Consider the following 12,370-nt stretch of genomic DNA (forward strand, 5'->3'; position numbering starts at 1 on the left):
CCCGTGACCCCGACCTCCCGACCGCGCCGCGCGGCGCCGTTGGCACCGGCCGAGCGCCGCGCCGCCGTCCTCGACGCCACGATCCCGCTGCTGCGCGAGCAGGGGTTCGCCGTGACCACTCGCCAGATCGCCGCCGCGGCGGGCGTCGCCGAAGGCACCCTGTTCCGGGTGTTCCCCGACAAGGACGCCATCCTGCGCGCCGCGATGGACCAGGCCCTCGACCCCGGCCCCGTGGTCGAGGCCATCGCCGCGATCCCCGCCACGACCCCGCTGCGCGAGGCGCTGGTCGAGGCTGTCGCCCACCTGCAGGCCCGGCACCAGCTCGTGGCCAGCCTGCTGGTCGCGGCCCACCGGGCGCCCCGCGAGCACGAGCCCGACGCCGCCCGGACCGTCGGGCACCCGCACGGTCATCCCGGCCGCGGGCACCGCGGGGTGTTCATCGAGGCGCTCTCCGGTGCCCTGGTCGGGCTGCTCGCGCCGCACGCCGCCGAGCTGCGCCGCCCGCCCGCGGACTGCGCCCACGTGCTGATCGCCCTCGTGCTGTCCGCCGGCGCAGGGCCCCACCGTCCACGTCCCGCCGAGGGGTCCGATGTCGCGGCACCCTCGTTCACCCCCCGGGAGGTCGTCGACGTGCTGCTCGACGGCCTCGCCCGCCCGATGGAGGCCTGATGCTCTCCCAGCTCCTGAAGACCTACCTCAAGCCCTATCTCGGGGCTGTCACGGCCGTCATGGTGCTCCAGCTCGTCCAGACCATAGCGACGCTGTACCTGCCGAGCCTCAACGCGAGCATCATCGACGAGGGCGTCGCACAGGGCGACACCGCGTTCATCCTGCGCGAGGGCGGCGTCATGCTCGCCGTGAGCCTGCTGCAGGTCGTGTGCGCGGTCGCTGCCGTCTGGTTCGGGGCGCGCGCCGCGATGGCCTTCGGCCGCGACCTGCGCGAGAACCTCTTCACGCACGTGCAGACGTTCTCGGCCCGCGAGGTCGGCAGGTTCGGCGCCCCCACCCTGATCACCCGCACCACGAACGACGTGCAGCAGGTGCAGATGGTCGTGCTCATGACCTTCACGGTGATGGTCATGGCACCGATCATGCTCGTCGGCGGCGTCGTCATGGCGCTGCGCCAGGACGTGGGGCTGTCCGCCGTGCTGCTCGTCGCGGTGCCCGTGCTCGGGATCGTCGTCGGCTTCGTCGTGTCCCGCATGGTGCCGCAGTTCCGGGCCATGCAGAAGCGCATCGACACCATCAACCGGGTGCTGCGCGAGCAGATCACCGGCATCCGCGTGATCCGCGCGTTCGTGCGCGAGCGTCAGGAGGCACGGCGGTTCGAGGAGGCCAACGCGGCGCTGTTCGACACGTCGTGGCGCGTGGGCCGGACCATGGCGCTGATGTTCCCGCTCGTGATGCTCGTCATGAACGCCACGAGCGTCGCGGTGCTGTGGTTCGGGGCCGGGCGGGTCGACAGCGGCGAGATGCAGGTCGGGTCCCTGATCGCCTACATCAGCTACATCATGTACATCCTCATGTCGGTCATGATGGCCACGATGATGTTCATCATGGTGCCGCGCGCCGTGGTCTCGGCCGATCGCATCGGTGAGGTCTTCGGGACGCAGACGTCGGTGGTCCCGCCCACCGACCCGGTACCGATCGCCGCGCCCGACCTGGGGCGCCTCGAGCTGCGGGACGTCGAGTTCCGCTACCCCGGGGCCGAGCACGCCGTGCTGCACGGCATCGACCTCGACGCGCGTCCCGGGCGCACCACCGCGATCATCGGCTCGACCGGCGCGGGCAAGACGACGCTCCTCAACCTCGTGCCCCGGCTGTTCGACGCCACGGGCGGGACCGTGCTCGTGGGCGGCGTCGACGTGCGCGAGCTCGACCCCGAGGAGCTGTGGTCCGCGATCGGGCTCGTGCCCCAGAAGCCCTACCTGTTCAGCGGCACCGTCGCCTCCAACGTGCGGTACGGCAAGGAGGACGCGACCGACGAGGAGATCTGGCACGCGCTCGAGGTCGCGCAGGCCCGCGACTTCGTCGAGGCGATGCCCGGTGGGCTCGACGCACCGATCGCCCAGGGCGGCACCAACGTCTCGGGCGGGCAGCGCCAGCGCCTGGCCATCGCGCGGGCCGTCGTCAGGAAGCCTCAGGTGTACCTGTTCGACGACTCGTTCTCCGCGCTCGACTTCGCGACGGACGCGGCCCTGCGCACCGCGCTCGTGCCCGAGACCCGGGGGGCGACGGTCCTGATCGTCGCGCAGCGGGTCGCGACCATCCGCGGCGCCGACGAGATCGTCGTCCTGGAGGACGGCACGATCGTCGCGCGCGGCACCCACGACGAGCTCCTCGCGACGTCACCGACGTACCGCGAGATCGTGCTGTCCCAGATCAGCGAGGAGGAGGCAGCGTGAGCGCCGACCAGCGAACCGGTACCCAGGGCGCACCGCGCCGCGGCCGCGGTGGCCCGGGTGGTCATGGCGGCCCGGGCCACGGCCCCATGGGCGGCATGGGCATGCCCACCGAGAAGTCGATGGACTTCACCGGCTCGGGGCGGCGGCTGCTCGGCTTCCTGTCGCCCGAGCGGCTGAAGATGGCCCTGACCGTCGCGCTCGCGGTCGTCTCGGTCGCGCTCGTCGTGTCCGGCCCCAAGATCCTCGGCAATGCGACCAACCTCATCTTCGAGGGGGTCGTCGGGCAGCGGCTGCCCGCGGGGACGTCGAAGGAGCAGGCCGTCGAAGGGCTGCGCGCCGCCGGCCAGGACAAGCTCGCCGACATGCTCAGCGGCATGGACGTGGTGCCCGGCGCGGGCATCGACCTGACGCGGCTGCGCGACGTGCTGCTGCTCGCGCTCGCGGTCTACGTCGCGTCGTTCGTGTTCAGCTGGCTGCAGGGCCGGCTCACGGCCGGGATCGTGCAGCGCACCGTCTACCGGATGCGTGAGGCCGTCGAGTCCAAGCTGCAGCGGCTGCCGCTGTCCTACTTCGACCGCCAGCCGCGCGGCGAGGTGCTCAGCCGCGTCACGAACGACATCGACAACGTCGCCCAGACCCTCCAGCAGACGCTGTCCCAGCTCATCACCGCAGTCCTCACCGTGGTCGGCGTGCTCGCCATGATGTTCTGGATCTCGCCGCTGCTGGCCCTGGTCGCGCTCGTGACCATCCCGCTGTCGATCGTCGTGACCATGGCGATCGCCAAGCGCTCGCAGCCGCAGTTCGTGTCCCAGTGGGCCCGCACCGGGCAGCTCAACGCCCACGTCGAGGAGATGTACACGGGCCACGCGCTCGTCAAGGTCTTCGGCCACCAGCACGAGGCCGTCGCCACCTTCCACGACGAGAACGAGAAGCTGTACGAGGCCTCGTTCAAGGCCCAGTTCATCTCCGGGATCATCCAGCCCGCGATGGGCTTCGTCGCCAACCTCAACTACGTGGTCGTGGCGGTGGTCGGTGGGCTGCGCGTCGCGTCGGGCACGCTCTCGCTCGGTGACGTGCAGGCCTTCATCCAGTACTCACGCCAGTTCACGCAGCCCATCACCCAGATCGCCTCGATGATGAACCTGCTGCAGTCCGGTGTCGCCTCGGCCGAGCGCGTGTTCGAGCTGCTCGACGCGGCCGAGCAGCGCCCCGACCCGACCGACCCGATGCGCGTGCCCCAGCCCGTCCGGGGCCGGGTCGCGTTCGACGACGTGTCCTTCAGCTACGACCCGGAGAACCCGCTCATCGAGCACCTGTCGTTCGTGGCCGAGCCCGGGCAGACGGTCGCGATCGTCGGGCCCACCGGCGCGGGCAAGACCACGCTCGTCAACCTGCTCATGCGCTTCTACGAGGTCGACTCCGGCCGGATCACGCTCGACGGGGTCGACACCGCCGACATGACGCGCGACGACCTGCGCTCGCAGATCGGCATGGTGCTCCAGGACACGTGGCTGATCAGCGGGTCCATCGCGGAGAACATCGCCTACGCGGCCGACGAGATCACCCGCGAGCAGCTCGAGGAGGCGGCCCGCACCACGCACGTCGACCACTTCGTGCGCACCCTCGCTGAGGGCTACGACACGATGATCGACGACGAGGGGTCGAACGTCAGCGCGGGGGAGAAGCAGCTCCTGACGATCGCCCGGGCGTTCGTCGCCGACCCCGCGATCCTCGTGCTCGACGAGGCCACGTCCTCGGTCGACACCCGCACCGAGGTGCTCGTGCAGCAGGCCATGAACGCGCTGCGCGAGGGCCGCACGTCGTTCGTCATCGCCCACCGGCTGTCCACGATCCGCGACGCCGACGTGATCCTCGTGATGGAGCACGGCTCGATCGTCGAGCAGGGCACCCACGAGGGGCTGCTCGCCGAGGGCGGGGCCTACGCCCGGCTGTACGCGAGCCAGTTCGCCGACGCCGCGGCGGCGCTCGACTGACCCGCGCGGGGTGCCCCGGGTCGGGCGATGGTCCGGACCGGGGCAGCCCCTGCGGGATGATGGACGACGTGCCAGCGCCCGAGATCATCGCCCTCACCGACCCTGCCGACGAGCGCCTGGCCGACTACGTCTCGCTGACCGACGTCGCGCTGCGCTCCAAGCACGAGCCCGCCAAGGGCCTGTACATCGCCGAGAGCTCGACCGTGCTCCGCCGGGCGCTCGCCGCCGGGCACCGGCCGCGCTCGGTGCTGGTGTCCCCGCGCTGGCTGCCCGACCTCGAGGAGATGCTGGCCGGGCTGCCCGACGACGGGACCTGCGTGCCCGTGTACGTCGCCGAGCCCGACGTGCTCGAGGCCATCACCGGGTTCCACGTGCACCGCGGGGCGCTCGCCTCGATGCACCGGCCCGTGCTGCCCTCCGTGCGCGACGTGCTGAGCGCGGCCCGAGGTGGCGCCGGGGCGCGGCGGGTGGCCGTGCTCGAGGACATCGTGGACCACACCAACGTCGGTGCGGCGTTCCGTTCGGCGGCGGCGCTGGGCGTCGACGCGGTGCTCGTGACGCCCCGCTGCGCGGACCCGCTGTACCGGCGGTCGGTGCGGGTGTCGATGGGAACGGTCTTCCAGGTGCCGTGGACCCGGATCGACGAATGGCCCGCGGGCGTGGAGACGTTGCGCGACGCGGGGTTCGTCACGGCCGCCCTCGCCCTCTCCGACGACTCGATCAGCCTGGACGCGCTCGAGCAGGACCTGCCGGACCGGCTCGCGCTGATCCTCGGTGCCGAGGGTCACGGTCTGAAGTCCACCACGATCGCGGCGGCCGACCTGACCGTGCGCATCCCCATGGCCGGGGGCGTCGACTCGCTGAACGTGGCCGCGGCTGCGGCTGTCGCGTTCTGGGCCACCCGCCCCGCCTCCTGAGCCCGACCGGCGCGACCCGAGGTCACGGATCTGGCTCCGCGGGCGGTCGCGGCGGAGCTGTCGGTACTCGAGCCCACGCGCTGCTCTTCGTGACCCCGCGCGTGCCATGCGTCCTGACGCGCCGTGCCGTGGGGTGGTCATCCTTCCCTAAGGTCGAGAGACGCGGAAGCCTCGACTGCCTCAAGGGTGCGAGTGAGATGCATCCGGTATCCGAGCCGGTTTGCGGGCGGGCCGGGACCGGCGCAAGGTCGATGGAGGCGTCCGGGACGCGGACGCCGACCGCCTCGCGACGGAGGTCGCCATGTCGTTCGACGTCGACCCCCTGGGTCACCCGGATCCTGCTCGCCCCGGCGGGGCCACCGTCCCGACGCCGCACGGAGGCGTGCCCGATGTGCCGCTGAGCGAGGCGCCCGGCGACCTGCTCCTGAGCCTGGGCGCGTCCACGGACGACGTCGCGGGACGCGTCATGGCGGCGCTCCTCGGCGCGCAGGAGATGCACGCGCTGTACGCGGGCGACCGGCTCGGCTGGTACCGGTCGCTCGCGCAGCACGGCGCGTCGACGGCGACCGAGCTCGCGCAGCGCACCCGCACCCACCCCCGGTACGTCCGCGAGTGGCTCGAGCACCAGGCGGCGGTCGGGTACCTGACCGTCGAGCCGGCCGAACCACCCGGGTCGGGGGCCGACGCCCGCCGGTTCGCGCTGACGCCGGGCGCGCAGGAGGTGCTCACCGACAGCGCCTCGCTCACCTACCTGGCCCCGTTCGGGCGGTTGGCAGCGGCCACCTGGCGCGTGGTCGACGAGACGGTCGAGGCCTACCGCACGGGCGCGGGCGTCAGCTGGGAACGGTTGGGGTCGGACGCACGCGAGGCGCAGGCCGCACTGAACCGCCCGTTCTTCCTGCGCCAGCTCGCCCAGGACGTCGTGCCGCAGCTGCCGCTGCTCGCGACGCTGCTGGACGGCGGCGCCCGGGTGGCGGACGTCGGGTGCGGCGAGGGCTGGTCGTCGATCGCCTTCGCGCTCGGGTTCCCCACCGTGCACGTGGACGGCATCGACCTGGACGGCCCGTCGGTCGCCGCAGCCCACGGCCACGCGCGCACGGCGGGCGTGTCGGATCGGGTGCGGTTCATCGAGGCCGACGCCGTCGAGTACGCCGCGACGAGCGCGGCACGGTCCGGCCCGTACGGCGTCGTCACTGCCTTCGAGTGCGTGCACGACCTGCGGGACCCGGTCGGCGTGCTGCGCGGGATGCGGGCGCTCGCGGACCCGGAGGGGTACGTCCTGGTCGTCGACGAGCGCACCGAGACGGAGTTCGGCGCCCGTGCCGGCGCCATGGAGCGGCTGTTCTACGGCTACTCGCTCACCGTGTGCCTGCCCGACTCGCTCGCCGAGACCCCCAGCGCCGGCACCGGCACCGTGATGCGGCCGGACGTGCTCGCCGGGTACGCGCGCGCGGCAGGCTTCACCGACGTCGAGGTGCTCGACGTCGAGCACGACACCTTCCGGTTCTACCGGCTCGTGCAGTGACCGTCTGACGATCACCGGGGCGGGGTCGCGTCAGGCTGCGTCGTCGTGCGCGACCACGCGCCTGCGGGGGACATGGGGCCGTGACGTGCGACGCTGTGCTCTTCGTCCGTGACGAGGAGGTCGCCGATGCCCACCACCGCCACCACCACCGTGGCCCCGCCCCAGCCCGCGCCCGGGCGCGGCACGCCCCGTCCGGACGTGTCGATGCGGCACCGCACGGCCCAGGCGACGCTCACGGTGCGCGGCCCGGACGGGCGACCGCTCGCGGGGGAGACGGTGGTCGTCGAGCAGACCCGCCACCGCCTCGCGTTCGGCTGCATCGGCTTCGACCTCGTGGACCTCGCCAACCGTGAGGCGGGCGCGGGGCCCGATGTCCCGGCCGCGCAGCAGGCCGCGGACGAGGTGCTCGCCGAGCAGTGGCTCGCGCTGTTCAACGCCACCACGCTGCCGTTCTACTGGGGCCAGTTCGAGCCGGTGCGCGGCCGTCCTGACACCGCACGGCTGCACCACGCGGCGCGTTGGTTCGCCGATCGGGGCGTGCTCGTCAAGGGGCACCCGCTGGCCTGGCACACCGAGACGGCCCCGTGGCTCGAGGAGCTCACGACCGACGAGGTCGCCGCCGCGCAGACCGCCCGCATCACACGCGACGTGAGCACGTTCGCGGACGTGGTGCGCGTGTGGGACGTGATCAACGAGGTCGTGATCATGCCGGTCTTCGACAAGCAGCCCAACGGCCTGACCCGGCTGTGCTGGGACCGGGGCCGGATCCCGACGATCCGGCTCGCGTTCGACACGGCACGCGCGGCCGACCCCACGGCCACGCTGCTGCTCAACGACTTCGACATGTCCACGGCCTACGAGTGCCTCATCGAGGGCTGCCTCGAGGCCGGCATCGCGATCGACGCGATCGGGCTGCAGAGCCACATGCACCAGGGCTGGTGGGGCGAGGAGAGGACCCTCGAGGTGCTCGACCGGTTCGCACGCTTCGGCCTGCCGCTGCACCTCACCGAGACCACGCTGCTCTCGGGTGAGCTCATGCCCGCGCACATCGACGACCTCAACGACCACCAGGTCGCGAGCTGGCCCTCGACCCCCGAGGGCGAGGAGCGGCAGGCGGACGAGGTCGCCCGGCACTACCGCACGCTCGTGTCGCACCCCGCGGTCGAGGCCATCACGTACTGGGGCCTGTCCGACGCCGGCATGTGGCTCGGTGCCCCGGGCGGGCTGGTCCGCGCCGACGGCACGCCCAAGCCCGCCTACGACGCGCTGCACGGGCTGGTGAAGGGCGAGTGGTGGCACGCACCACGGACGCTCGTGACGGACGCCGAGGGGCAGGTCCTGGTCACGGGCTTCCTGGGCGACTACCGGGTCGGTGCCGGGTCCGCGAGCGCGTCGTTCACCCTCGACGCACCGGGGGCGGGTCACGTCGAGGTCCGGCTCCCCGCGTGAGCGGACGGGACTCGTCGGACCGACGACGGCCCTTCCGCCACTCCCGGACGCGTCCTTCCGTCGTCAGGTCAGTTCCGCAGGACGACGGCGTACAAGAGGCTGTCGCGCCACGCACCGCGGACGTGCAGGTGGTCCCGGAGCCGGCCTTCGAGGGTCAGGCCGGCCTTCTCCAGCACCCGGGCGGATGCGGCGTTGTCGGGGTGGCACGTCGCTTCCACGCGGTGCATGCCCAGGGTCTGGGCGAACGCGACCAGCTGTTCTGCGACCTCCGTGGCGTAGCCCTGGCGCCAGTAGCCCGGGTCGAGCATGTACCCGAAGGACGCCCGACGGTTCTCGCGACCGATGACCTCCAGCCCGGCGGACCCGATCCCCGTCCCGTCCGGCAGCGTGACCGCCCACGTGAACTCGTCCGGCCCGCGGCCTGACCGCGACGCCTCGTCCAGGAAGGCCCGCGTGTCCGCCGGCGTGTTCGGGCCCCAGCTCGTGTAGCGCGTCACGGTCGGGTTCGCCGTGATGAGGTGGAGCCAGGCGAAGTCCGACTCCGAGAACGGGCGCAGCCGCAGCCGGGACGTGGTTGCGGTCATGACGAGCATCGGCCCCTGTCGTCGTCAGGCGAGCGCGAGGCCGTCGACGAGCTCGGCGCCGGGCAGCGCGGCCAGCAGGGCACCCGAAAGCGCCAGCTTGGACCGGCGCAGCCCGCTGCCGATGATCACGAGGTCACCCGCGTCGGGGTCGGGGGTCGCGACGCGGGCATCGACCAGCACGCGGTAGCCGTCGGGCAGGCCGATCGGGGTGATGCCGCCGAACTCCATGCCGGACTCCTCGGTGGCGCGCTCCATGGGCAGGAACGACGCCTTGCGCACGTCGAGCAGCCGCTTGACGGCGTTGTTGACGTCCGCGCGGGTCGTCGCGCGGACCACGGCCGCCGCCGCGCGCTCCTCGCCCGCGCGCCGACCTGCGACGAGCACGCAGTTGGCAGAGACCGCGAGCGGCAGCCCGTAGGCCTCGGTCATGGCTGCGGTGTCCGCGAGGGTGGGGTCGATCTCGGCGACGACCACCGCCTCGGCCACCTGGCGCTCGACCGCGGCCCAGCCGCTCAGGGCCGCGAACGTGCTCTCTGCGAGGAGCTCGGGGTGGTCGAGCGCGCCGAGCCAGGTCAGGGTGCCGAGGGTCGCGGGAGGCATGGCCCGAGGCTAGCGACCCCGGCCGCGGCGTCGCACGGGTCGACCGTCAGGCGGCCTGGGCGGTGCCCACCAAGATCGCCCGGGCCAGGGTGTGGCGCACGGTCGCGATCGAGGCGGCGCCCGGCATGGTGGACGTGCCGACGCCGAGGTGCTCGACGTCGAGCGCGTGCACCGCGATCACGTAGCGGTGCGCACGGTCGCCGGGCGGCGGCTTCGCGCCGCTGAACCCCGAGCTGCCCGAGTCGCCGCGCAGCTGGAACACGCCCGGAGGCACGCGGGCGTCGTCGGGCGAGCCCGCACCCCGGGGCAGCGACGTGGTGCGGGCCGGGACGTCGACCATGAACCAGTGCCAGAACCCCGTGACGCCCGGGGCGTCCGGGTCGAAGAGGTTCACGACGAACGAGAGCGTCTGCGCCGGGAAGCCGGACCAGCCCAGCGGGGGCGAGGTGTTGCCGCCCGGTGGCGCCCACTGCGCGTCGAGCAGCGGCTCGCCGTCACGGACGTCCTCGCTCGTGAGCGTGAACGACGGCACGGGGGGCAGCGCCGCGTACGGGTCGGGGGCCACCGGTCGGGTCAGGGAGACGGCCACGGGATCCTCCTCGTGGGCGGGGTGCGTCCTTCCTCCCATCATGCCGAGGTGGTCGCGTCCCTGCCCTCGGGGAGCGGTGCGCCCCGGGAGCGGCGCACGTGGTCGCGGGCGTGCTCGACGGCCTCGTCGAGGTCGGTGAACAGGTGCCGGTGGTGCTGCAGCTCGGCGAGCACCCCGACCGACTCGACCACGCGCCGGTGCTCAGGACGCAGCCCCTTGAGCAGCACCACGATGCCGCGGCGCTGCAGGTCGGCGACGACCTCCGCGAGCGCGTTCGCCCCGCTGGTGTCGAGCACGCGGATCGCCGACAGGCGCAGCACCACGACGCGGACGTCAGCCACCCGGGCCAGCTCGTCGAGGAACCGGCGTGCGTCGGCGAAGAAGAGGGCGCCGTCGATGCGGTACAGGGCGATGTGCTCGTGCAGCAGCGCACGCTCGGCGTCGGTGCCCACCGCCTCGGTGCCCGGCTCGGGCAGGGGCTCGCGGTGCAGGCCGCTCGCGCGCGCGACGGCCCGCAGCGCGAGGACCGCCGTCACGGCGACGCCCACCTCGACCGCGAGCACCAGGTCGAAGACGACGGTGACGCCCAGCGTGGTCAGGAAGACGACGGCGCCCGACGTGCCCGAGCGGCAGATGGCGCGGGCCGTGGGCAGGTCGACCATGCGGGCAGCGGTCACGAGCAGCACCCCCGCGAGCGCTGAGAGCGGGATGCGCCCGACCCACGGCGCGGCCAGGTACACGATCGCGGCGAGCACCACGGCGTGCAGCAGGGCGGCGGTGCGGGTGCGGGCACCGGCGCGCACGTTGACGGCGGTGCGGGCGATGGCGCCGGTGGCGGGCATGCCGCCGAACATCCCGGCGGCGACGTTCGCGAGGCCCTGCCCCACGAGCTCGCGGTTGGGCTGGGTGCGCGGCACGTCGTCGGCCATGCCGTCGGCCACGCGGGCGGAGAGCAGGGACTCGAGGGCCGCGAGCATCGCGACCGCGAACGCTGCCGAGAACAGCGCGCTCGTGGTCTCGAGGCTCACCAGGGGGACGGACGGCGCGGGCAGCGACGAGGGCAGCACGCCGATCCGGTCGACGTCGGTGCTCGTGAGCTCGACGAGCACGGTGGCCACGACGACCGCGACGAGCGAGGCGGGCACGGCTCTGTTGACGCGGGGGAGCAGCGTCATGGTCGCCACGACCAGGGCGACGACGAGGAGCGCGGGCAGCGCGTCGGCCCACGCGACCGTGCCGAGGGTGCGCAGCGCGACGAGCCCGGCGTTCTCGCCCGCGGCCTTGGGGGTGTCGAGCGCGAGGGGAACCTGCTGGAGCGCGATGACCACGCCGATGCCGAACGTGAACCCCTCGACCACGGGCCAGGGGATGTACGCGACGAGCCGTCCGAGGCCTACGAGCCCGCCGACGATCACGAGCACGCCGGCCATGATGGCCACGGCCGCCACGGACTCGGGCCCGTGGCGCGCGACGATCGGGATCAGCACCACGGTCATGGCGCCCGTGGGCCCGGAGACCTGCAGGTGCGAGCCGCCGAAGACGGCGGCGACCGCGCCGGCCACGACGGCGGTCACGAGCCCGGCGGTGGCGCCGAGGCCCGAGGTCACCCCGAAGCCGAGCGCGAGCGGCAGGGCGACGATCGCGACCGTCAACCCGGCGACCGCGTCGGCGCGCCAGTACCGGCGCAGGCCGGCGTAGTCCGACCGGCGGGGGAGCGTGCGCCGGGCCAGCGACGCCCGGGTGGCGCGCCAGTCGACGCGTCCCATCAGCTCGCCCGTGCTCATGCGGGTTCTTCGCGTCCGGCGTCGTCGCGCTCGAGGTCGTCACGCTCGAGGTCGGCGAGCGCGGCGCGGGCTCCGGCGAGGGTGTCGAGCAGCACGGTGCGGGCCGCGGCGAGCATCGCGGCGACGGCCGGGTGGGCGAGCGAGTAGTGCACCGCGTTGCCCTGGCGCACCGCGGTGACGACGCCCGCCCGGCGCAGCACCGCGAGGTGCTGGGACAGGTGGGAGGCCTCGATGCCGATCTCGGTGAGCAGCTCGCTGACCTGCCGGTCGCGCTCGGCGAGGAGCTCGAGCGTGCGGATCCGCACGGGGTGGGCGAGGGCCTTGAAGAGCTCGGCCTTGAACTCGTGGACGGGACGGTCGGCGCCGGGCGCGGGGAGGGGCATGGGTCTCCGATGGTGAACGGATTGATGGATCCATCAAGCCGTTGACTGATGCTACGCCTGCCCGCGGGCTCGATTGACACCCCCGGCGCTGTCGGCGTCTACTGGCATGATCGAACACGTGTTCGAGACGGGAGGAGTCG

General features: G+C 73.2%; 11 protein-coding genes. 6 read left to right on the plus strand and 5 right to left on the minus strand.

Features of this window, described 5'->3' with window-relative positions; translation table 11 throughout:
• The first annotated feature begins 3 nt into the window (after window positions 1-3).
• The 6 genes from ACGIF2_RS00235 (at window position 4) to ACGIF2_RS00260 (ending at window position 8,290) form a co-directional block, all read left to right on the plus strand.
• On the plus strand, window positions 4-669 hold the full coding sequence (locus ACGIF2_RS00235) for a TetR/AcrR family transcriptional regulator (RefSeq protein WP_396042246.1): 666 nt from the start codon (window positions 4-6) through the stop codon (window positions 667-669).
• Window positions 669-2,405 (plus strand): ABC transporter ATP-binding protein, encoded by a 1,737-nt coding sequence (locus ACGIF2_RS00240; protein ID WP_396042248.1) that lies wholly within the window; start codon window positions 669-671, stop codon window positions 2,403-2,405. Before ACGIF2_RS00235 ends, ACGIF2_RS00240 begins: the two co-directional genes overlap by 1 nt.
• 101 nt (window positions 2,406-2,506) lie before the next feature.
• On the plus strand, window positions 2,507-4,399 hold the full coding sequence (locus ACGIF2_RS00245) for an ABC transporter ATP-binding protein (protein ID WP_396042432.1): 1,893 nt from the start codon (window positions 2,507-2,509) through the stop codon (window positions 4,397-4,399).
• 59 nt (window positions 4,400-4,458) lie between these two features.
• Entirely contained in the window at window positions 4,459-5,316 is an 858-nt protein-coding gene (locus ACGIF2_RS00250; protein ID WP_396042250.1) for a TrmH family RNA methyltransferase, read from the plus strand.
• 301 nt (window positions 5,317-5,617) lie between these two features.
• Window positions 5,618-6,841, plus strand: a complete 1,224-nt coding sequence (locus ACGIF2_RS00255; RefSeq protein WP_396042252.1) for a methyltransferase domain-containing protein — start codon at window positions 5,618-5,620, stop codon at window positions 6,839-6,841.
• 126 nt (window positions 6,842-6,967) lie between these two features.
• On the plus strand, window positions 6,968-8,290 hold the full coding sequence (locus tag ACGIF2_RS00260) for an endo-1,4-beta-xylanase (protein WP_396042254.1): 1,323 nt from the start codon (window positions 6,968-6,970) through the stop codon (window positions 8,288-8,290).
• A 68-nt stretch (window positions 8,291-8,358) separates the two neighbouring features.
• Here ACGIF2_RS00260 and ACGIF2_RS00265 read toward each other — a convergent pair whose 3' ends face one another.
• Genes ACGIF2_RS00265 through ACGIF2_RS00285 form a run of 5 tightly spaced genes read right to left on the minus strand, consistent with a single transcriptional unit; the run spans window position 8,359 to window position 12,230 of the window.
• On the minus strand, window positions 8,359-8,874 hold the full coding sequence (locus ACGIF2_RS00265) for a GNAT family N-acetyltransferase (RefSeq protein ID WP_396042256.1): 516 nt from the start codon (window positions 8,872-8,874) through the stop codon (window positions 8,359-8,361).
• A 24-nt stretch (window positions 8,875-8,898) separates the two neighbouring features.
• A complete protein-coding gene (locus ACGIF2_RS00270; protein ID WP_396042258.1) occupies window positions 8,899-9,474 on the minus strand; it encodes a YbaK/EbsC family protein in 576 nt (191 codons plus the stop codon).
• Window positions 9,475-9,520: 46 nt separating this feature from the next.
• Window positions 9,521-10,063 carry a YbhB/YbcL family Raf kinase inhibitor-like protein gene (locus ACGIF2_RS00275; RefSeq protein WP_396042260.1) on the minus strand — a complete coding sequence of 181 codons (543 nt, stop codon included), beginning with the start codon at window positions 10,061-10,063 and terminating at the stop codon, window positions 9,521-9,523.
• A 38-nt stretch (window positions 10,064-10,101) separates the two neighbouring features.
• Complete coding sequence (locus ACGIF2_RS00280) at window positions 10,102-11,847, minus strand: SulP family inorganic anion transporter (RefSeq protein ID WP_396042262.1); 1,746 nt, start codon at window positions 11,845-11,847, stop codon at window positions 10,102-10,104.
• Complete coding sequence (locus ACGIF2_RS00285; RefSeq protein WP_396042264.1) at window positions 11,844-12,230, minus strand: ArsR/SmtB family transcription factor; 387 nt, start codon at window positions 12,228-12,230, stop codon at window positions 11,844-11,846. Before ACGIF2_RS00285 ends, ACGIF2_RS00280 begins: the two co-directional genes overlap by 4 nt.
• Between the last annotated feature and the right edge of the window lie 140 nt (window positions 12,231-12,370).

Source organism: Cellulomonas sp. P22 (assembly GCF_044392165.1).

Bases quoted from the DNA above. Each gene is read 5' to 3' on its own strand.
- ACGIF2_RS00285 (WP_396042264.1), bottom strand. From the start codon at position 12,230: ATGCCCCTCCCCGCGCCCGGCGCCGACCGTCCCGTCCACGAGTTCAAG.
- ACGIF2_RS00270 (WP_396042258.1), bottom strand. From the start codon at position 9,474: ATGCCTCCCGCGACCCTCGGCACCCTGACCTGGCTCGGCGCGCTCGAC.
- ACGIF2_RS00255 (WP_396042252.1), top strand. From the start codon at position 5,618: ATGTCGTTCGACGTCGACCCCCTGGGTCACCCGGATCCTGCTCGCCCC.
- ACGIF2_RS00240 (WP_396042248.1), top strand. From the start codon at position 669: ATGCTCTCCCAGCTCCTGAAGACCTACCTCAAGCCCTATCTCGGGGCT.
- ACGIF2_RS00250 (WP_396042250.1), top strand. From the start codon at position 4,459: ATGGACGACGTGCCAGCGCCCGAGATCATCGCCCTCACCGACCCTGCC.
- ACGIF2_RS00280 (WP_396042262.1), bottom strand. From the start codon at position 11,847: ATGAGCACGGGCGAGCTGATGGGACGCGTCGACTGGCGCGCCACCCGG.
- ACGIF2_RS00265 (WP_396042256.1), bottom strand. From the start codon at position 8,874: ATGACCGCAACCACGTCCCGGCTGCGGCTGCGCCCGTTCTCGGAGTCG.
- ACGIF2_RS00260 (WP_396042254.1), top strand. From the start codon at position 6,968: ATGCCCACCACCGCCACCACCACCGTGGCCCCGCCCCAGCCCGCGCCC.
- ACGIF2_RS00245 (WP_396042432.1), top strand. From the start codon at position 2,507: ATGCCCACCGAGAAGTCGATGGACTTCACCGGCTCGGGGCGGCGGCTG.